This window comes from Fructilactobacillus ixorae (assembly GCF_024029915.1).
GTDB lineage: Bacteria > Bacillota > Bacilli > Lactobacillales > Lactobacillaceae > Fructilactobacillus > Fructilactobacillus ixorae.
Genome location: NZ_CP097478.1, coordinates 1,280,151 through 1,300,602, shown reverse-complemented (window position 1 = coordinate 1,300,602; position 20,452 = coordinate 1,280,151). Strand labels below are relative to the sequence as shown.

Genomic DNA, 20,452 nt, shown 5'->3' with positions numbered 1-20,452 from the left:
ATCCCATGAGTAACAAAAAGTTAGTCCCTTATGAATTTAATCAAACTGATATCAGCACCCAAACCAACACCGAATTAATCGCAGAAGGACAGCGGTTAGGGTTAGATAAAAACTATGCTGACATTGCCGATTACAAACCCCACAAGCGGGACGTGAAAAAAATTATGAACGTCCGGAATTCCTTGCTGTATAAGAAATTACTGAAGGTCAAACGAAAACGAATGTCTGGTTCAGACTTTGCCTTTTTCCGGGGCACGGTTGATATCATGAATTATGATTTAGATCGCTATCCCAACAGTGGAATCAAAACGTTAATTGGTGGGGATGCGCACCTGGGTAACTTTGGTTACTACGGTTCTTCAGAAGGCCAGTTACTCTTTGACATGAATGATTTTGACGAATCACACGTTGCCTTTTGGGAATACGATGTAAAGCGTCTGTTAGTTAGTGCCTTGTTGGTTGCTAAACAACAAGGGTTTGACATTGCAAACGATGTGAATCCTTTCTTACATAAGGTCATGCAAACGTACTTACGGACGTTAGTGCACCTAAAAAACTTACCGGCTATGGAACGGTTTATTACGCCGAACACGTTACGCAACATCTCGTCGACCTTTGATGCGATCCATGACGACCGGGATCAATTTGATCAGTCATTTGCTAAAATTGTTAGTAAAACGGTGGAAAAGGCGGTCCAAAGCAATTCCGATTATGCCGTTCAAAAGTACACGGAGATCCAGGACGGCAAACGGCGGTTTATTGAAAATGCCCCCGTTACTAAACACGTTGGAGATAAGACTTATCAGCGTTTGACCAAGGGATATTATGAATACCGGCACCACGCTCGTAGTGATGTCCACCAATTTTTGTCGCAATTTCACATTGTTGATTTGGTGCGTCATAGTGTGGGAGTCGGTAGTGTTGGAACCTTGTGTTACCTGATGTTATTGGAAAACGGAAGTGGCGATTACCTGGTCTTACAAATTAAGCAGGCCCTTCCGATTTATCAAAATTCAGAAATTTACATTAACAAACGTCATTCAGCCGGAGAAGAAATCGTGAACTGTCAGCGGATCTTACAAAGTTCTTCGGATCGATTCTTAGGTTATTTCGATACGAAGAAGTACAGCTTTTACGTACGGCAGTTTAAGGATATGAAGGGCTCTGTGAAGCTTAATAAATTAGATTGGGCGGCTTATTGTGACTACGTCTCGGTTTGCATGAGTTTGTTAGCGCGGGCCCACAGTCAGTCCTCAACGTACCCAATGATCATTGGGTACTTACAGAGTCAAACCTGGATGGACCGGGCCTTTGTAGACTACGCCAACCACTACCTGAAACAAGTTGAATTAGACTACCACACTTTCACTAAGGGAGAGAAACATGGCAACTGAAATTAATTACGATGGCAAATGCTATAACCGTGATTTAAGTTGGCTGTTGTTCAACCGGCGGGTGATTGAACTCGCTAACGAGACGACAACTCCGTTTTTAGACCGATTCCGGTTCTTAGCGATTGCTGCGAACAACCTTGATGAATTCTACAGTGTGCGGGTTCCAAGCCTCCAAAGTCAGATGGAACTCACACACGATGGCGTTGAAAAAAAATCAGGGTTACACTACTCCAAAATTTTGAAAAAGCTCCACAAGCGCAACGAAAAAAACTTTCAACTTCAGTATGACTACTTTAACCGGCTTAGTGAGCAACTCTCGGCGGAGCAGTTGGGGCAGTTTGTGACCTATGAACAGCTAAATCCCCATGAACGCGAACGGGCCGATCAGGTGTTTGACCAACGGATTCTCCCGTTTTTAAGTTTTACGACGTATGACGGTAACTACAACCTTGATTATTTAAAGGATAAGCGCATGGCGCTCGCCGTTAAAATGAAAACCAAAGGTAAGCAGCGGATTCGGATTGTACCGGTACCCCTAGAAGTGCGGCGAACTATCCGACTCACGCTGGATGACCAGCTGTACTACCTTCGGGTGGAAGATTTGATTCGGCATAATTTAACCAATCTCTTTGACGACGGTAAAATTGACCGGATTTTGACTTTCCGAATTAATCGGGATTTGGACGCTTCTTTAGACGTGGATAAAGATGATAATAATCAGGATACGATTAAGAACCTGCGCCACTACTTAGCTGATCGAGAGAAGGGACGGATTACGCAGTTTGCGATTGAAGCCGTGCCTGACGTGGACAGTGCGTTCATTAGTGAATTCATCGAAAAGTTTAAGATTGATGAGCAGGCGGTTTACCAAATTCCGGGACCGTTAGACTTAACCTTCCTCCTGCCACTGTTAAAACCATGGAAGAAGGCGCAGCCATCGTTAGTTTATCCAAAGTTTACGGCCCAGCAATGGACGGCCAAGCACTCCATGTTGCAGTATTTACAAGCGCATGACTTATTACTGCAGTACCCGGATGATTCCTTCGATCAGTTTTTAACTTTCTTGCGGGAAGCCATTGCCGATCCACAGACAATTGCGATTAAACAAACAATTTATCGGGTGGCAGATAATTCCGCGGTCATTGAACTATTGAAAAAAGCCGCTCAACGGGGAATTCAAGTTACAGTAATGATTGAATTACGGGCTCGGTTTGACGAAGCAAATAACTTGAAGGTTACCAGTGAGCTAGAGGACGCGGGCTGTAACATCATTTTCGGAAAGAAATATATGAAGGTGCACAGTAAAACCTGTTTGGTCCTAACCAAGGACGGAGTGAACCCAGCCGGGTACGTCCAGATTGGAACGGGAAACTATAACGAAGCTACGGCCAAGGGCTTTGTTGATCTAAGCTTGTTCTCCAGTCGGGCGGACTACGTTAAGGACCTGGCTGCCTTCTTCAACTACTTGGAGCAGCCGGGCGCCCAACCACCGAAGTACAAGTCGTTGGCAGCATCTCCCCACCGAATTGAGGACATGGTAATCCAAAACATCCAAAAGGTGAAGGAATACTACCAAGCCACCGGGAAAGGGCACGTCTTTTTAAAGGTTAATTCTCTGACGGACATTGATGTGATTGCTGCAATTTATGATGCCGCCCGCGTGGGGGTTCCGTTCCGCCTGATTGTGCGGGGGGCCTGCTGTTTAGAGGTCGGTGTCTGTGGGCCAAGGGAAAACATCGTGGTTTCTAGTGTGGTCGGACAGTTCCTCGAACACAGTCGGATCTACGCCTTTTATGATGAGGTTACCAACCTGTGGATTTCCTCTGCAGACTTGATGACGCGGAACATGGATAACCGGGTTGAACTAGCCGCTCCGGTTTTTGATCCAGAGATGCAACAACGCTTAGAACACATCATTGCTGTCTATAGTCAAGATGACGTGGATGGCTTCTTCATGAATCAAAAGGGGAAGTACTTTAAGTATGAGAGTCCGAAGGGGCACTCAGCACAACAGACCTTTTTGCATGAGTTGACCGCCCGGCAACGGGCTATGGCGCCCAGTGGTGTGCAGCGGGTTTGGATGCACGTGACTGACTGGTGGCACCACCAGCGAAAAAAATAAAGGATCAAAAACGACGCAGAAGCGTTATAATAACGTTATTACTCGATAACGAAAAAATCGGAGTGGGCACAAGGGACCCCTCCGATTTTTTGAAAGGAGCGTAAAATGAAGAAAACCATTGCCGTCGTTGGGGCTGGGATTGGCGGGTTAACCGCGGCCCTGAAGCTTCAAGCACACGGATATGACGTAACCATCTGGGAAAAAAACACCACGTTGGGGGAAAGATGAACCAACTGGAAGTAGGTGGCTATCGCTTTGATATGGGGCCGACCATCGTGATGATGCCGGACGTTTACCGGCAACCATTTGTAGAAACTGGGGTTGATCCAGTGGATTATTTTACGATGTGGCGGGTAGATCCGTTTATGACGGTCCAAATTGATGGCGAACGGTATCCCATTTCCAATGATTTGGTGCAACTGACGAAGCTGTTTGAGACCAGCAGTGATGCGGATATGGCTGGTTTTTTAAACTATTTAGCGGAGATCTACCGGAAGTATTTGAACGCAAAGGATAATTTTATTGATCGTAGTTTTCGGTCACCCCGGGACTTTTTTAACCTCAAGACCCTGAAACAAGTCCTCCAACTGAAAACCTTTTCGTCCGCTTATCACGACATGCAAAAGTTTATTCCCAACCAACACCTGCAATATTTATTGTCGTTTCAAACGTTGTACATTGGGATTTCGCCTTTTAGTGGTCCCTCTATCTACAACATTATTCCGATGATTGAACTGCTCTATGGAGTGTGGTTTATCGACGGGGGCATGTACCAGTATGCAAAGGCGCTAGAACGTCGGTTTACTGAATTAGGTGGGACCATCGAACTTGGTCAATCAGTTGAAAAAATTGTCACTGAGCAGGATCAGGTTGTCGGTGTGCAGGTGCAGGGGACGTTGCGTTCCGCAGACGCAGTGGTGGTGAATGCCGATTATCCGTATGCGGTTGAAACCTTATTGAGTCAGGAGGCTCAACGCCGTGAGCACGTTAGTCCCCACCGGGTTAACCAAAAGCTACAGTATTCGATGTCATGTCTGTTGCTGTACCTCGGAGTGGATCGGAAGTATCAACAATTAGGTCTACACACGATTAAAATGGCCAGTGATTTCAAGCGCAACTTGAGTGAAATTGAAACCGGAGTTTTACCGAGTGATCCATCCTACTATTTGTATAATCCTAGCGCTCTTGATGATTCGTTTGCACCGGCCGGATGCTCGTCTCTGTACGTACTGGTTCCCGTGGCCAATTTACAGCATCAGCACCTAACCGAATCAGAAGTGCAAACGTATGCCCAGCAGGTGATTCAGCAGGCCGAGCAGGATTTTGCGTTAACTGACTTAGCAAACCACGTTCAGGTCCAGCGGGTCTTTACACCAACGGATTTTGCAGAACTGTATCACAGTAAGTATGGAACGGCCTTTGGCTTGAAGCCAACGTTACGGCAGAGTAACTACTTTCGCCCCCACAATAAAGCGCGGCGAATGCAAGGGCTTTATTTTGCGGGAGCGAGCACCCATCCAGGGGCAGGAGTGCCAATCGTGATTACCAGCGGCGAATTAGCCGCTCGAGAAGTGGAACGAGATGATTCAGATGAATAGAGCGAAAAGGTTAGCACCTTATCTACCGGAAATGGCTGCAAGTGAACAAGTGATTAAACAGCAATCGACCACGTTTTACTATGCTTTTTCGAAACTACCAGCTTATCAGGCGCAGAGTATTTTTGTGCTGTATGATTTTTTGCGACAACTGGATGATGCGGCAGATACCAATCAAACGGAAGTGTTTACGCGGCTGTGTCATTTGTGGCAGACCGTGAAACTGGGGACCCCTCGGACCCGGTTAGCCCGTAATTTACTGTTGGTGTTTCAGACGTTCGCAATTCCGATGCAGTTAATGGACGAGATGATTCAGGGACAAATCCATGACTTACACCGCAAGCCCATCCAAACCTGGTCAGATTTGCATCAATATTGCTACTTAGTGGCCGGAACGGTGGGGTTAATGATTATGTCGATTTTACGGGAAGACCCCTTAACGACTACCGAGCGGGCCGACGTGATTCGAGTGGGGATTGCGCTACAACTGACTAATATTTTACGCGATGTGCAAGCAGATTATCGTAAGCACTATGTTTATTTGCCCCAGGTAGCCCTTGCCCAAGCTGGGATTGATTTAAAGTGTTTGAATCGGCCCCAGCGCAAGTTACCAACGGAGTTAGTTCACATTTTAAAATTGTTGGGCAAGCAGGCCGAGCATGATTATCGGGTTGCCCCAGTGGTTATTAACCTAGTCCCGGATTCCGCAGGTCAGGTCGCGTTGGCGCTCGCAATTAATGGTTATGCTGCGATTTTAAAGCAACTCCGCCGGCGTAATTACAATGTTTCGCTGGGCCGGGTAGTAGTTAGTAACCGGGTTAAGGCGTGGCTACTAATCCAGGCCAAATTACGATATGCAATTTAAGAAAAGATCCAGAACTACCACCAATAGTCCTGGATCTTTCTTTTATTTAAAAATTTGTGGTTTGAAGCTTTGAATGGTTCGATTATTGAGTACCCAGTACAACAGCACTACTTGAATTGGGTAAGAAATTAAATTTTTGCCCAGTCGCAAACCAAAAAAGTAGGAAAAGGGCGTCTGGGCAATGATGGAGACCCACCAGGAATTTAATAAGAGATTTACGAAAATAGTAATGATGGCCACTGTGACTAGCACCCGAAGCCAACTGATGTGGCTGGTTCTAAAAAAGGCCACGCTGTAAATTAAACTTACTAAGACGGCCGAGAGGGCAAAGCCCGGAAAATAAGGTTGCCCACTGAAGAGGGTCGCAATGAAGTCTACGATGATGGCTACTCCGGTTGACCAAAACGGACCATACCATTTGGCGATTAAAGCAATTACGATAAAAGTAAAGGAGAAGCGGACGCTGCTACTCCCGATGGAAAAGCGGCCGATGATAAGTTCTAAGGCCATTAAAATTGCAAGGTAGGTCATACCCTTTAAACTTAGGGGGCGGAGGCCCCACTTTTGTAAATAATTCATTTTGACATCTCCTGACTGGAGCTGCCACCAAATGGTGAGGTCAGTGGCGAATGCGGAAATAACATCGCAAGCAGTCTGCTTTTCGTCCGGCGTTCACATTCCGTTCCGCTGGCACTTAACGCGTTAAATCCTACTCCAAAAAATTTGGTAATACCGAATTGGTACCCTTCCAATATACCACGATTTATGAAAACCGGTAAGCGATTCTGGAACTGAGGGTGGGAATGCTGCAATCAATTATTTTGACTTTTTTTGACTAAAAGGGTTGACGAATTGGTTGGGGCTTGGTATAGTAATGCTTGTCGCGAAGTTGGTGGATTGATTGGTAACCAATTTAATTGGAAACCACTCTTGACTGACCCGGCTAAAGCTGGTATATTAATAAAGTTGTCAAGTGATTGACGACGGAGTAGTTCTTTGAAAACTGAACAAGATTTTGATTACAAAAGTGTAAGGAATTTTTAAACGTGAGTTTAAAAATTAAACAATTGCGAAGTCAATTCGCTTAAAGCAACAAATCAAGGAGAGCTAGTAAAGTTCTCATTTAAAATGAGAGTTTGATCCTGGCTCAGGACGAACGTTGGCGGCGTGCCTAATACATGCAAGTCGAACGCGGTCTCCTAATTGACAAACCGTGCTTGCACGGGTTGGATTTTAGATCGGACCGAGTGGCGAACTGGTGAGTAACACGTGGGTAACCTGCCCAGAAGTAGGGGATAACACCTGGAAACAGATGCTAATACCGTATAACAACTAAAACCACATGGTTTTAGTTTGAAAGCTGGCCTTGGTGCTAGTGCTTTTGGATGGACCCGCGGCGTATTAGCTAGTTGGTGAGATAATAGCTCACCAAGGCGATGATACGTAGCAGACCTGAGAGGGTAATCTGCCACAATGGGACTGAGACACGGCCCATACTCCTACGGGAGGCAGCAGTAGGGAATCTTCCACAATGGACGCAAGTCTGATGGAGCAACGCCGCGTGAGTGAAGAAGGGTTTCGGCTCGTAAAACTCTGTTGTTAGAGAAGAACGACTGTGAGAGCAACTGCTCACGGCGTGACGGTATCTAACCAGAAAGTCACGGCTAACTACGTGCCAGCAGCCGCGGTAATACGTAGGTGGCAAACGTTGTCCGGATTTATTGGGCGTAAAGCGAGCGCAGGCGGTTTTTTAAGTCTGATGTGAAAGCCTTCGGCTTAACCGAAGAAGTGCATCGGAAACTGGGAAACTTGAGTGCAGAAGAGGACAGTGGAACTTCATGTGTAGCGGTGAAATGCGTAGATATATGAAGGAACACCAGTGGCGAAGGCGGCTGTCTAGTCTGCATCTGACGCTGAGGCTCGAAAGCATGGGTAGCAAACAGGATTAGATACCCTGGTAGTCCATGCCGTAAACGATGAATGCTAGGTGTTGGGAGGTTTCCGCCTCTCAGTGCCGGAGCTAACGCATTAAGCATTCCGCCTGGGGAGTACGACCGCAAGGTTGAAACTCAAAGGAATTGACGGGGACCCGCACAAGCGGTGGAGCATGTGGTTTAATTCGATGCTACGCGAAGAACCTTACCAGGTCTTGACATCTTCTGTTAGCCTAAGAGATTAGGTGTCCCCTTCGGGGGCAGAATGACAGGTGGTGCATGGTTGTCGTCAGCTCGTGTCGTGAGATGTTGGGTTAAGTCCCGCAACGAGCGCAACCCTTGTCTTTAGTTGCCAGCATTCAGTTGGGCACTCTAGAGAGACTGCCGGTGATAAACCGGAGGAAGGTGGGGATGACGTCAAATCATCATGCCCCTTATGACCTGGGCTACACACGTGCTACAATGGACGGTACAACGAGTTGCGAAACCGCGAGGTCAAGCTAATCTCTTAAAGCCGTTCTCAGTTCGGATTGCAGGCTGCAACTCGCCTGCATGAAGTTGGAATCGCTAGTAATCGTGGATCAGCATGCCACGGTGAATACGTTCCCGGGTCTTGTACACACCGCCCGTCACACCATGAGAGTTTGTAACACCCAAAGTCGGTTGGATAACCGTTAGGAGTCCGCCGCCTAAGGTGGGACAGATGATTAGGGTGAAGTCGTAACAAGGTAGCCGTAGGAGAACCTGCGGCTGGATCACCTCCTTTCTAAGGAATAATACGGAACCTTACACCGATCAAAGTCTTGTTTAGTTTTGAGAGGATTACTCTCAACTTTCGTTCTTTGAAAACTAGATAATATTATTTTCTGTAAGAATTATATTGTTAATATAATTTCAACCGAGAACAACCATTGTGTAATTTGAGTTTTTTAATGTGTTTGATCGCTAAACTCAATGATTTATAATCCGTAGGATTATAGGTTAAGTTAAGAAGGGCACATGGTGAATGCCTTGGTACTAGGAGCCGATGAAGGACGGAACTAACACCGATATGCTTCGGGGAGCTGTAAGTAAGCTGTGATCCGGAGATTTCCGAATGAGGAAACTCGATTAGTGTCATGACTAATCACTGCGTAGTGAATTCATAGCTGCGGAGAGGTAGACGTGGGGAACTGAAACATCTAAGTACCCACAGGAAGATAAAGAAATTTCGATTCCCATAGTAGCGGCGAGCGAACTGGGAATAGCCCAAACCGAACCTTCGTGGTTCGGGGTTGTAGGACTGAACATTTGAGTTACAAAAGAATTTGATAGCTGAAGCAGTTGGGAAGCTGCACCAAAGAGAGTGATAGTCTCGTAAGCGAAATTGAATTCCCTCAGTTCAGGATCCTGAGTACGGCGCCACACGTGAAACGGCGTCGGAATCCGGGAGGACCATCTCCCAAGGCTAAATACTCCCTAGTGACCGATAGTGAACCAGTACCGTGAGGGAAAGGTGAAAAGCACCCCGGAAGGGGAGTGAAATAGTTCCTGCAACCATGTGCCTACAAGCAGTTAGAGCCCGTTTATGGGTGATAGCGTGCCTCTTGTAGAATGAACCGGCGAGTTACAGTTGCATGCAAGGTTAAGCCGAAGAAGCGGAGCCGTAGCGAAAGCGAGTCTTAAGCGGGCGAATTAGTATGTTGCCGTAGACCCGAAACCAGGTGATCTATCCATGTCCAGGATGAAAGTGCGGTAATACGCACCGGAGGTCCGAACCCGTGTACGTTGAAAAGTGCTGGGATGAGGTGTGGATAGCGGTGAAATTCCAAACGAACTTGGAGATAGCTGGTTCTCTCCGAAATAGCTTTAGGGCTAGCCTCGGAATTAGAATCATGGAGGTAGAGCCACTGTTTGAGCGAGGGGTCCGTCTTGGATTACTGAGTTCAGATAAACTCCGAATACCATTGATTTATGTCCGGGAGTCAGACGATGAGTGATAAGATCCATCGTCGAAAGGGGAACAGCCCAGACCGCCAGTTAAGGTCCCTAAATAGATGCTAAGTGGAAAAGGAAGTGGAGTTGCTTAGACAACTAGGATGTTGGCTCAGAAGCAGCCACCATTTAAAGAGTGCGTAATAGCTCACTAGTCGAGTGATTCTGCGCCGAAAATTTACCGGGGCTAAGCATCTTACCGAGACTGCGGACGCAACTACGTTGCGTGATAGGAGAGCGTTCTAAGGGCGATGAAGGCAGACCGGAAGGACTGTTGGAGCGCTTAGAAGTGAGAATGCCGGTATGAGTAGCGAAAGATCAGTGAGAATCTGATCCACCGAATGACTAAGGTTTCCTGGGGAAGGCTCGTCCTCCCAGGGTTAGTCGGGACCTAAGCCGAGGCTGAGAAGCGTAGGCGATGGATAACAGGTTGAGATTCCTGTACTAGTTAATTATGTTGGAACGATGGAGGGACGCAGAAGGCTAGGTTTAGCATACGATTGGAAAGGTATGTTCAAATCGTAAGTCAGGTGAGGAGTGAAATGCTTCTGACCGGGTTGACAAGCGATGATGAGGATCGAAATTAAAGTAGAGAAGGAACCGATGTCACGCTGCCGAGAAAAGCTTCTAGTTAGTAATTAACTACCCGTACCGCAAACCGACACAGGTAGTCGAGGAGAGTATCCTCAGGTGAGCGAGAGAACTCTCGTTAAGGAACTCGGCAAAATGACCCCGTAACTTCGGAAGAAGGGGTGCTGACCGTCAGGTCAGCCGCAGTGAAGAGACTCAAACGACTGTTTATCAAAAACACAGGTTTATGCAAAATCGTAAGATGAAGTATATGGGCTGACGCCTGCCCGGTGCTGGAAGGTTAAGTGGAAAGGTTAGCTTCGGCGACGCCTCGAAATGAAGCCCCAGTAAACGGCGGCCGTAACTATAACGGTCCTAAGGTAGCGAAATTCCTTGTCGGGTAAGTTCCGACCCGCACGAAAGGCGTAACGATTTGAGTACTGTCTCAACGAGAGACTCGGTGAAATTAAGATACCTGTGAAGAAGCAGGTTACCCGCGACAGGACGGAAAGACCCCATGGAGCTTTACTGTAGCTTGATATTGGGTGTTTACATAGCTTGTACAGGATAGGTAGGAGCCATTGAAACCGGGACGCTAGTCTCGGTGGAGGCACCCGTGGGATACTACCCTGGCTATGTGAACACTCTAACCCTGAGCACTTAGCGTGCTCGGAGACAGTGTCTGGTTGGCAGTTTGACTGGGGCGGTCGCCTCCTAAATAGTAACGGAGGCGCTCAAAGGTTTGCTTAGAATGGTTGGAAATCATTCTGTAAGTGTAAAGGCAGAAGCAAGCTTGACTGCGAGACTGACTAGTCGAGCAGGGACGAAAGTCGGACTTAGTGATCCGGTGGTACCGTATGGAAGGGCCATCGCTCAACGGATAAAAGCTACCCTGGGGATAACAGGCTTATCTCCCCCAAGAGTTCACATCGACGGGGAGGTTTGGCACCTCGATGTCGGCTCATCGCATCCTGGGGCTGTAGTTGGTCCCAAGGGTTGGGCTGTTCGCCCATTAAAGCGGTACGCGAGCTGGGTTCAGAACGTCGTGAGACAGTTCGGTCCCTATCCGTCGCGGGCGCAGGAAATTTGCGAGGAGCTGTCCCTAGTACGAGAGGACCGGGATGGACATACCGCTGGTGTATCAGTTGCGCCGCCCGGCGCATTGCTGAGTAGCTATGTATGGATGAGATAAACGCTGAAAGCATCTAAGTGTGAAACTCGCCTCAAGATGAGATTTCCCATTCCTATATGGAAGTAAGACTCCTGAAAGATGATCAGGTCGATAGGTTAGAAGTGGAAGCGTAGTGATACGTGAAGCGGACTAATACTAATCAGTCGAGGACTTAACCAAAGAAGTGCAATGGTGACTCAGCAGGAAATAATATTAGCTAGTTTTGAGGGAACGAAGTTCACTCAGTCGTGTGGTGGCGATAGCCTAAAGGATACACCTGTTCCCATGCCGAACACAGTAGTTAAGCTTTAGCACGCCAAAAGTAGTTGGGGGATCGCCCCCTGCGAGGATAGGACGTTGCCACGCCAACTAAACGGCGCTTTCGAAGCAATTCGAAGGCGCCGTTTTTGTGTTGGTTTAATTTTGCTTTATATGTAACAGAGTTAGGCAAAGGTGCTCGTGGCGCCGGTTTGTAATGCTTGAATGGCTTCCCAATCAAGGGTTACCCCAATTCCTGCGCCCGTCGGGACGGAGAGATATCCATTTTTAACGGTGAGGGGTTCCTTAATGATTTCTTGTTCAAAGTAGTGATTACTATCAGCAATGTCAGCAGGGAAAATCGGCTGGGGGAGTTGCGCTGCTAAAGCTAGATCCACGGAACGTCCGAGCCCACTACCCAACATGCCTCCAATCCACGGTAGGTACGGGGTGTTTAAAAGATAACGCATGGCTTCCATTGTTTGGGTAATTCCCCCTAGTTTGCTAGGTTTTAGGGTATAAGCTGCAGCACTTTGCGCTTGCACGGCCGTTTGGATATCGGAAAGGGTGTTGATACTTTCATCAAGGCTAATTTTTAGATGTGGTAACTGAGCCTGGAGATTTGCATAGGTTGCCCAACTAGCATCATGGAGTGGTTCTTCAATCAGACTAAGGCCAGCGGCATCTAGTTGCTGCAAGAGTTCCGTGGTGGTTGGTGAGGCTGTAAACGCAGCGTTTGCATCAAATGAAATTAATTGGTGTGGAAATGCAATCCCTAATTTATGCATGAGCGTTAGGGTCGTCTTAGGTGCCTGGGTCTTTAATTTTAAGCGACGGTAACCAGCGGCAAGTTCTTGATCAGCCAACTTGATGGTTCGTTGGTAGTTTTTTTGAATCCCAAGGGCCACACTAACGGGAACTAGTTGTACGGGCTTTCCTAGAAGTTGGGCAAGCGGCTGGTGCAGGAGTTTGCCGTAAGCATCCCAAAGCGCCATTTCCACCCCGGCCCGGGCAAACGAGGTGAACTTAGCTAATTGGCGCTGTAAAGCTTGCGGGGTTTGAAAGCTCCGTTTCACCAAAGAGGGTAACCCTTGTTCTAGTTCAGCTTGTGCCGCTGCCTGGGTTTGGGGCGCATAGGTGGCATCCGGCAAAGCCTGGACTTCACCATAACCCGTCACTCCGTTCGTCATTCTCATTTCAATCAGGATCAGCGGCCGGTCCTTCATTTGGCCGTGATTGGTAATAAAAGGACGCTTGAGCTTTAACATTAAGGGGCGTAATTTGATTTGGTCAATTTTCATTCTGAGTCACCTTTCTCTAGCTGATTTAAGGCCTGTGTGTAGGCACAAGGACGTTCGAAGTGGACGTTATGACCTGTGGCTGGATAAACCAGCTGCGTCGCCCGTGGAATCGTGTTCGTAAGGTCACGCCCGAGCCGGGTAAATTTCTGATCTAATTCACCAGTAATGATAGTCGTTTCTGGTTGTAATTGCGAAAGATGTGGCCAGTAGTTGGGCATGGTTCCAGTCCCAAAGTACCGGAGGGAGTTCGCCATGTTAACCGGTTGGTGAACACAACGCATCTGATGCATGTGGCGTTGTTGGGATTTAGAAACGGCCTGCTGACTCTGAAACAGGGGTAATCGCTCCCAGTTAGTTACAAAGCTTGCTAACCCCTGGTGCTCAATCAGCGCGGCTTGGTGAGCATCGGCTTGTTGTCGCTGGCGGCGGGCAGTCGGAGCTTGAATGCCGGCCGTCCCGCTCTCCAAGATGAGGTGGTGAACTAGCTCGGGAGCTGTGAGCGCCAAACAGAGGGCTAAGCGCGCCCCCATTGAATAGCCAACGAGGTGAACGGGTTCCCGGCTTAACTGTGCAACAAGCGTTTGAAGGGCCTCAACCTGTTGGTCTACGGTAAATCCCGGTGCTGGAACGACCGGATCGGTTGGCCGAAAGCCGTACAAAGTGAGGAAGTAACTGGTGCCACGGGGGCGAATGGGGGCAAAATCCTGTCCAGTGCCTAAAAAGCCGTGCAAAAAGACCCAGGTCGGAGACCCCGCTCCCTGAACATCAATTTGATAGGAATAGCCAGCATAAGTAAAGAAGCGTTGCATCCTTAATCATCCTTTCTCGGTGGCAACTGGGTTCTGGTGGTGCGAATTTCCAATAGCCGGAGCCCCGTCCAGGACTCGCGGACGTGCGCCTGAAAATCTGACAACTGGGTCACTAGATGATAGTCGGCGCCCACGAGCTCGGCGGCGGCTGCGAGGTTTAAATGCTGGGGCGTGCCAAAGAGAGTTTCAAAATGAGGAGCCGTTGCTTGAGGTAAGAGTGAGAAAATGCCGCCTCCGTCGTTATTAACCACGATGATGGTCAGGTTAACATGGGTCGTGCGGGCCAACTGGAGGCCATTCAGGTCATGGAAAAACGCTAAATCGCCGGTAACCAACCAGGTTGGCACCTGATTTAAAGCCATGCCCGTCGCACTGGAAATGGTGCCATCAATCCCATTGGCGCCCCGATTTCCCTGGACGCGGACCGGGGTTTGGGGCCTAAACACTTGGTCAAAATAGCGGACGGTTAACGAGTTAGCCAAGAATAGTTGTTGGAGCGTCGCATCGGTAGCTAACAGCTGGGGAAGAGTTGCTTCATTCAATTCAGTGGGGGTGGAGCTAACCTTCGTTGCAAGGGCCTGGTGCCATTGAGTTCGGTAGGCGGGGTTGCCATGTAGCGTCGTCTTCAGGAGTTGGCGACAAAAATCAGCGGCCGTCAGGTTGTAGCTCGTGTGGGCCCACCGACTGTGATCCTTGCCTAGGTAGTTAGCTCCAATCTGGATGACGGGAATGCCGTGCTGTTTTAACCATGGTAATAGGGTGGCGTTAACCGGGGTTCCACCAAACCGTAAAACGACCTCTGGCCAGAGTTCCTTTGGGAATTCCTGAAGGTTCGGAGTCGGAGTGGCCGAAAGGTTCCCCCGGAGTGAGCTTAAAACGTCAGCGATGATTGGCGCATGAAGTTGTTGTGCCAGGCGATCCAGCAGGGTGGAAGCGTCATAATGATCATTTGGTCCTAGGAAGAAGAGTAGCTTGCGCCCGTGGAGCCGTTGGACTAACCGGGTTAGCGAGTTGGAATCCAACCTCCCGACAATGTGGCCAAATTCCTGGGGGTGCACCTGGGGCCAAGCAGTCCCCAGCGTTGGTAATAATGGTTTGCGAAACGGGAGGTTCAGGTGGACGGGGCCTGTGGGAGCAAGCTGACTCTGGTGAACGAGTTGTTGGACTTGGTAGTCAATAAATTCGGTTACATCTGGCTCCGGATCCTGGACGTTAATTTCAAGGGATTGCTTGACATTCGTGGTATACATTCCGCGTTGGGGAATAGTTTGGGGAGCGCCAATGGATTGTAATTCCTGGGGGCGATCCGTTGTTAATACGACTAAGTGAACGTGAAAACTTTGTGCTTCCGCAATGGCGGGCCAGTAGTTAGCGGTTGCAGTGCCAGAGGTGGCAACCAAGGCGACGGGGGTGTGACTGCGTTTGGCAATTCCGAGGGCGCAGAAAGCAGCCGAGCGCTCGTCAACGGCCACGGTTAGGCGGACCTGGCGCTCGGCTAGGAGTAACGCTAAAGGTGTATTTCTGGAACCCGGTGACAGAACAAAATCAGTGATCCCCTGCGCTTGGAACGCACTGATTAAGTGTTTTAAATTATTGGTCATGACGTCAATCATCAATTTGCTCCTTCAAAATCTGTTGCATTGGTTGGGTTTTCAATTGAATTTCTCGAGCTTCAGCTGCTAGCGTAGACGCGGCAAGGATGCCAGCTCCCGCAAATAAGTTTACTTGCTGGTCGTGGCCCCAGAGGGAACGAATCCCGATGACAAATTCTCCGTCCCCATTGGGAAGTGCGTAACCAACCGGAGCCGCAAAGAGGCCCCGTGGCCATCTTTCCGTGGCCTGAATCGTTGCTTGGGCCCAGGCGGTAGGCACTCCACCGAGCGCGGGCGTGGGATGGAGGGCAGTGACAAGTTGCCACAGGGATGTTTGTTGGGTAATGGAACCTGTAATTGGTGTGTACAAATGTTGAATTTGGGGAGTAGTGAGGATCTGAGGGGCTGCAACCGACTGCAGGTGGGCCCAAGGCCGGAGGCGGCGTTGGATTTCTGTAACAACTAGGTGGTGTTCGGCTTGGTTTTTAGAATCGGCCCGTAACGCGCTTTTCAAGCGCTGATCTTCGCTGGTCGTGGTTCCACGGCGAATGGAGCCGGCCACGGCAGCTGTTGCTAGCTTTCCCTGGTGGAGCCGAACGAGCCGTTCCGGCGTAGCTGAGAGAAAGAGTTCGTCGTGATGCTTAAGAAAAAAGTGATATGTATGGGGTTGATCACGGAGCAGGGCACGAATTAAGTCGCTCGCCCGTAATGGTGCACTTAGCTTCCATTGTTCCTGCATGCCCAGCACGACCTTTTGTTTCTGGGCATCAGTTTGGAGGGTGCGGAGGACGGGCGCGACCCGGTTCTGCCAGTCGGGTTCCGTCGTTCGTCGGAGCAAGTGAATGGGACGAACTGGGGCTGCTGGTTTATGACTTGGGCGATGGCCCCATTCGGTTCCCGTCACGGTATCAATGACATAGGCGGGGGCGAGCATCGTTCCGTTCATTAACTGGCTGGTCCCAGTTAGTTGCTGGTCAAACGGGACCCCCCCAAACACGGGGTGGGTCTGCTGCTGGTGCCAGACTACTAGCTCTTTTAGAGTAAAGTTTTGTAAGCGGCTGGCTTGCCCTAGCCCGATTAGTTCGATGTGATGCTCGGGGTCAGAAAAAAACGCGCCATCTTGATAGTAATCAAAGTTGTTGAGTAGTTGGTTAGTTTGCGGTTGCATGGTGTCATCCCTATCAATCAATCTAAGCCAAAATCCATAGTTTAAGCTTACCAAAAATCCTGGGTGGAAACACCAGGAAGTCCTCGTCGGAGGGATCTGGCTACTTTTTTAAGAAAAAGTTAATTTGATGGTTGACTTTTACGGGGAGGTCACTTAGTATAATAACCAATTAAATAAACGAAATTGAGGAACTGAGTATTTGCTGAAATTTCCAAGAGAGTCTCTGGGTGGTGCGAAGGGATGAAAGGCAGGCAAAGAAGATGGGTTCTGAATCAATCATTAGTGAGCAAGTAATTGTTAGCTAGTGGCGGGGTTGCGACCGATATCTCAGCAAAATTGTTCTAATCGAGACGCGTCAATTGGAGCAGTTTTTGAGGCAAGGCTAGTTCAAACAAAACTGGACTTGTAAATTAAGGTGGTACCACGAAAGCATTCGTCCTTTAGTTAGGAGGGATGCTTTTTTGTTTATTTAAAAGTAACTAATTCTAAATTATGAGGTGAAATGGCATGAAAAAGACAACGAAGTGGATTATCGGCATCATCGTATTATTAGTAATCGCAGTGATTGGCTGGTTCAGTTTTGCTCCCCAAGCCACTACGCAAAATGAGAAGGAAGTGAAGGTCGGCCTCATGAGTGGATCCAAAGCGGATGATGAGATTTGGCAGTCAGTGGCCAAAACGGCCCGCGAGAAATATAAGCTCAAATTGAAATTTGTCCACTTTACCGATTACACCCAACCTAATACAGCGTTAAGTCAACACGCCGTGGACATTAACTCCTTCCAACACTATGCCTTCTTGAAAAATTGGAACCAGCAACACCATTCCAACATTGTGTCGATTGGAGACACGGTGATTACGCCCATCAGATTGTATTCAACGCAATACCAGGACGTGAAAGAAATTCCAGCTGGAGCGACGATTGCAATTCCAAATGACGCGACGAACGAAAGTCGATCACTCCAGGTTCTGAAAGAAGCCGGGTTAATTAAACTGGGCGGGGATCCCCACAAACTGTTGACGGTGAAGGACATTAAGGCCAACCCGAAGAACCTAAACATTAAAGAAGTGGATGCTTCTCAAACGGCGCGGACGTTAAATGATGCGGCTGCAGCAGTTGTCAACACTAACTACGCGCAAACGGCGCACTTAAGTCCAGATAAGACGATTTTCAAAGAACCGTTGAACCAGCAATCCAAACCATGGATTAACTTGATTGCGGCTAATAAGGAACAAAAGCATGACAAGGACTTACAAAAGGTCGTAAAGGCCTTTCAAACGAAGGAAACGGAACGGGTTATTCAAAAGAATTATAAAGGTCTGCAAGTTCCAGCCTGGAATTTAAAGCTTAAATAAACCGGACGAGTTCAAATGAGCGGGGCTGAGGGACATGCATTTTATAGAATCAGTGGGGGTGCAACCCTGACCAGTCGACCCCGGTGACCGGAGCTTGTTATCGAATCCCGGTTATTTTGACTATTGTTCCGAAACGCACCTTGCTGATGTAGCGGTGGAACTGGTTCCCCCTCCGTGCTAGTAACCATTTTTAACCGGATTATGATAAGATAGGTACAAAAAGTAAGCAATTGGCCAAGTTGCTCTCCTTAAATCATCCCAATAATCCAACGGGAGCCGTGGCAACGGCGGACTTCTTTGCAGAAACCGTGTAGTTTGCCAAGCAAAATCAGATTGGCATTGTTCATGATTTTGCTTACGGGGCCCTCGGGAACCACCAACAGCCACGAAGTTTCTTACAAACTCTTGGTGCCAAAACCGTGGGGTTTGAGTTTTCGACGTTGTCAAAGACCGATAACATGGACGCCGGGTTACGGAAAGCCTGGCAACGGATTGGCAAATTGCAACTATTTAAACTGCACCACGAATAAGGAGGATTTTTCCGATGACGGAAACCAGCGTTAACTTTAAAAATGTTTCAGTTGATTTTAAGCAGGATAAACAAACGATTCACGCCGTTTCCGACGTGAGCTTCAGCATTCCGGCCGGCCAAATCTTTGGGATCGCCGGGTACTCGGGAGCCGGGAAGTCAACGTTAGTTCGCACGATTAACTTATTGCAACAACCAACGAGTGGGGAAGTTTCCGTCCTCGGGAAGCAGTTCTTTAAAAAGGACGAACACGGAACCACGGAAATTAGCGCCCGCGAACTCCGAACGGAACGGCGCAAAATTGGGATGATTTTCCAACACTATAACTTGTTGAACCAAAAAACGGTGTTGGAAAACGTGGCCTTTGCCCTAAAGCACAGTGGACTAAAGGAAAAAAAAATCGCAGCGAAGGCGCAACAATTATTGGCTGATGTTGGGTTGTCCGATTATGCTAAACACTATCCCGCCCAACTTTCCGGGGGGCAACAACAACGGGTCGCCATTGCTCGGGCCCTAGCTAACGATCCCGAAATTCTGATCTCTGACGAAGCAACTTCTGCGTTAGACCCGGAAAACACCAACCAAATTTTAGATTTATTGAAAGAATTAAACCAAAAGTATGGGTTGACGGTCATTCTGATTACCCATGAAATGGATGCCATCAAGCGGATTTGTGACCAAGTGGTTATCATGGACCAAGGAAAAGTGGTAGAACGGGGAAGTCTGATTGAAGTCTTTGTGGAATCGACGAATCCAGTTACCCGCAAGATTGTGGGGAATGACTTTGATGCGCTCGCCATTTTGCAGTCCATGAACATCGACACCCAGTCCCGGAACTTAGTGAAGTTGGTCTACTACTCTCAAGAAATTTCACAACCAATCATCGTGGATCTGTATGCGAAGTACCAAGTTTCGGCTAGCATCGTGTACGCTGACATCGAAGAATTTGGTAGTCAACCGGTCGGCATCATGATTGTAGAACTGAATGGGGACGACGACCAAGTCCGCACCGCCCTTGATTATCTGAAACAATTAGACGTCCAAGTAACTGAATTGAGAGGTGCAAAGTAATGAAAGAATGGTTTATTACAAACTTTCCGAATGTAGTGCAGCAGGGTTGGACCGGAGAAACCGGTTGGTGGACTTCGATCGTCCAAACGTTGTACATGACGTTTTGGTCAGCCATCTTTGGGGGAATTGCCGGCTTAATCTTCGGGATTGCCCTCGTGCTGTTTGATTCAGATGGGATTTTACCGAACAAAATCATCTTTAACGTCGTGGATAAAGTGGTTTCGTTATTCCGGGCGATTCCCTTCATTATCTTACTGGCGTTCATTGCCCCAGTAACCCAAAAGATTGTGGGAACCCAAATTGGGACGACGGCGGCCCTCGTCCCGTTGTCTGTCGGCGTCTTTCCGTTCTACGCTCGGCAAGTGCAGGTGGCCTTGCAGAGTGTGAACCAGGGCACCATCGAATCGGCCCAGTCACTGGGTTCCAGTAACTGGGACATCATTTCCGGTGTGTATCTGAGTGAAGCCTTTCCGGAATTGATTCGGGTATCGACGGTAACGCTGATTAGTTTAGTCGGGTTAACGGCAATGGCCGGAGCCATCGGAGCCGGGGGTCTCGGAAACATGGCTATCTCGTACGGGTACAACCGATTTGCGAATGATACCACCCTCGTGGCCACGATTCTGGTGGTGATTATGGTGTTAATCATTCAAGTCGTGGGGGACGTATGGGCCCGGTGGATTGACCATAGTTCTAAAGTATAAGTAAATAGTTAAAAAGAGTTTCACTGTGGAAAGCAGCTG

General features: G+C 48.3%; 13 protein-coding genes, 3 rRNA genes and 1 riboswitch. Of the genes, 11 read left to right on the top strand and 5 right to left on the bottom strand.

The features are described from left to right. Positions 1–5 precede the first annotated feature (5 nt). The 5 genes from M8332_RS06465 (at position 6) to M8332_RS06445 (ending at position 5,976) form a co-directional block, all read left to right on the top strand. Positions 6–1,394 carry a DUF2252 domain-containing protein gene (locus M8332_RS06465; protein WP_252780039.1) on the top strand — a complete coding sequence of 463 codons (1,389 nt, stop codon included), beginning with the start codon at positions 6–8 and terminating at the stop codon, positions 1,392–1,394. Beyond that, complete coding sequence (ppk1, locus tag M8332_RS06460; protein ID WP_252780038.1) at positions 1,384–3,516, top strand: polyphosphate kinase 1; 2,133 nt, start codon at positions 1,384–1,386, stop codon at positions 3,514–3,516. The genes M8332_RS06465 and ppk1 overlap by 11 nt, the downstream gene beginning before the upstream one ends. 105 nt (positions 3,517–3,621) lie before the next feature. Next, positions 3,622–3,744 carry an FAD-dependent oxidoreductase gene (locus M8332_RS06455; protein WP_252780037.1) on the top strand — a complete coding sequence of 41 codons (123 nt, stop codon included), beginning with the start codon at positions 3,622–3,624 and terminating at the stop codon, positions 3,742–3,744. After that, entirely contained in the window at positions 3,741–5,114 is a 1,374-nt protein-coding gene (locus tag M8332_RS06450; protein ID WP_252780036.1) for a phytoene desaturase family protein, read from the top strand. The genes M8332_RS06455 and M8332_RS06450 overlap by 4 nt, the downstream gene beginning before the upstream one ends. After that, positions 5,107–5,976 carry a phytoene/squalene synthase family protein gene (locus tag M8332_RS06445; protein ID WP_252780035.1) on the top strand — a complete coding sequence of 290 codons (870 nt, stop codon included), beginning with the start codon at positions 5,107–5,109 and terminating at the stop codon, positions 5,974–5,976. The genes M8332_RS06450 and M8332_RS06445 overlap by 8 nt, the downstream gene beginning before the upstream one ends. A 42-nt stretch (positions 5,977–6,018) precedes the next feature. On the opposite strand, the gene M8332_RS06440 is transcribed toward M8332_RS06445, so the two are convergent. Beyond that, positions 6,019–6,555, bottom strand: a complete 537-nt coding sequence (locus M8332_RS06440; RefSeq protein ID WP_252780034.1) for a folate family ECF transporter S component — start codon at positions 6,553–6,555, stop codon at positions 6,019–6,021. Positions 6,556–6,597: 42 nt separating this feature from the next. Then, a riboswitch (THF riboswitch) is annotated at positions 6,598–6,695 on the bottom strand. Positions 6,696–7,100: 405 nt separating this feature from the next. On the opposite strand from M8332_RS06440, the gene M8332_RS06435 reads away from it, so the two are divergent. The 3 genes from M8332_RS06435 to rrf all read left to right on the top strand — a co-directional run bounded on the left by M8332_RS06435 (position 7,101) and on the right by rrf (position 11,991). Then, positions 7,101–8,676 (top strand): 16S ribosomal RNA (locus M8332_RS06435). Positions 8,677–8,889: 213 nt separating this feature from the next. Continuing rightward, positions 8,890–11,805, top strand: a 23S ribosomal RNA gene (locus M8332_RS06430). Between the two features lie 69 nt (positions 11,806–11,874). Beyond that, positions 11,875–11,991 (top strand): 5S ribosomal RNA (gene rrf / locus M8332_RS06425). Together the 16S, 23S and 5S rRNA genes form the textbook arrangement of a ribosomal RNA operon. Before the next feature lie 77 nt (positions 11,992–12,068). Here the strand turns inward: rrf and M8332_RS06420 are convergent. The 4 genes from M8332_RS06420 to M8332_RS06405 are packed head-to-tail and all read right to left on the bottom strand — an operon-like array spanning position 12,069 to position 16,774. Beyond that, a complete protein-coding gene (locus M8332_RS06420) occupies positions 12,069–13,184 on the bottom strand; it encodes an enolase C-terminal domain-like protein (RefSeq protein ID WP_252780033.1) in 1,116 nt (371 codons plus the stop codon). Further along, positions 13,181–13,993: an alpha/beta fold hydrolase gene (locus M8332_RS06415; protein ID WP_252780032.1), complete on the bottom strand. Its 813-nt coding sequence runs from the start codon at positions 13,991–13,993 to the stop codon at positions 13,181–13,183. The genes M8332_RS06420 and M8332_RS06415 overlap by 4 nt, the downstream gene beginning before the upstream one ends. A gap of 2 nt (positions 13,994–13,995) precedes the next feature. Further along, positions 13,996–15,606 carry a 2-succinyl-5-enolpyruvyl-6-hydroxy-3-cyclohexene-1-carboxylic-acid synthase gene (gene menD / locus M8332_RS06410; RefSeq protein WP_252780030.1) on the bottom strand — a complete coding sequence of 537 codons (1,611 nt, stop codon included), beginning with the start codon at positions 15,604–15,606 and terminating at the stop codon, positions 13,996–13,998. Beyond that, positions 15,599–16,774: an isochorismate synthase gene (locus tag M8332_RS06405; RefSeq protein WP_252780029.1), complete on the bottom strand. Its 1,176-nt coding sequence runs from the start codon at positions 16,772–16,774 to the stop codon at positions 15,599–15,601. Before M8332_RS06405 ends, menD begins: the two co-directional genes overlap by 8 nt. Positions 16,775–17,260: 486 nt before the next feature. On the opposite strand from M8332_RS06405, the gene M8332_RS06400 reads away from it, so the two are divergent. The 3 genes from M8332_RS06400 to M8332_RS06390 all read left to right on the top strand — a co-directional run bounded on the left by M8332_RS06400 (position 17,261) and on the right by M8332_RS06390 (position 20,413). After that, positions 17,261–18,109, top strand: a complete 849-nt coding sequence (locus tag M8332_RS06400) for a MetQ/NlpA family ABC transporter substrate-binding protein (RefSeq protein WP_252780028.1) — start codon at positions 17,261–17,263, stop codon at positions 18,107–18,109. 544 nt (positions 18,110–18,653) lie between these two features. Continuing rightward, the gene (locus M8332_RS06395) at positions 18,654–19,709 is read left to right on the top strand and encodes a methionine ABC transporter ATP-binding protein (protein ID WP_252780027.1); all 1,056 of its coding nucleotides are present in this window, start codon (positions 18,654–18,656) and stop codon (positions 19,707–19,709) included. Then, positions 19,709–20,413, top strand: coding sequence for a methionine ABC transporter permease (locus M8332_RS06390; protein WP_252780026.1), 705 nt, complete (start codon positions 19,709–19,711; stop codon positions 20,411–20,413). Before M8332_RS06395 ends, M8332_RS06390 begins: the two co-directional genes overlap by 1 nt. Positions 20,414–20,452 lie beyond the last annotated feature (39 nt).

Bases quoted from the DNA above. Each gene is read 5' to 3' on its own strand.
- M8332_RS06445 (WP_252780035.1), top strand. From the start codon at position 5,107: ATGAATAGAGCGAAAAGGTTAGCACCTTATCTACCGGAAATGGCTGCA.
- M8332_RS06420 (WP_252780033.1), bottom strand. From the start codon at position 13,184: ATGAAAATTGACCAAATCAAATTACGCCCCTTAATGTTAAAGCTCAAG.
- menD (WP_252780030.1), bottom strand. From the start codon at position 15,606: ATGATTGACGTCATGACCAATAATTTAAAACACTTAATCAGTGCGTTC.
- M8332_RS06465 (WP_252780039.1), top strand. From the start codon at position 6: ATGAGTAACAAAAAGTTAGTCCCTTATGAATTTAATCAAACTGATATC.
- M8332_RS06455 (WP_252780037.1), top strand. From the start codon at position 3,622: ATGAAGAAAACCATTGCCGTCGTTGGGGCTGGGATTGGCGGGTTAACC.
- M8332_RS06450 (WP_252780036.1), top strand. From the start codon at position 3,741: ATGAACCAACTGGAAGTAGGTGGCTATCGCTTTGATATGGGGCCGACC.
- M8332_RS06395 (WP_252780027.1), top strand. From the start codon at position 18,654: ATGACGGAAACCAGCGTTAACTTTAAAAATGTTTCAGTTGATTTTAAG.
- M8332_RS06415 (WP_252780032.1), bottom strand. From the start codon at position 13,993: ATGCAACGCTTCTTTACTTATGCTGGCTATTCCTATCAAATTGATGTT.
- M8332_RS06400 (WP_252780028.1), top strand. From the start codon at position 17,261: ATGAAAAAGACAACGAAGTGGATTATCGGCATCATCGTATTATTAGTA.
- ppk1 (WP_252780038.1), top strand. From the start codon at position 1,384: ATGGCAACTGAAATTAATTACGATGGCAAATGCTATAACCGTGATTTA.
- M8332_RS06440 (WP_252780034.1), bottom strand. From the start codon at position 6,555: ATGAATTATTTACAAAAGTGGGGCCTCCGCCCCCTAAGTTTAAAGGGT.
- M8332_RS06390 (WP_252780026.1), top strand. From the start codon at position 19,709: ATGAAAGAATGGTTTATTACAAACTTTCCGAATGTAGTGCAGCAGGGT.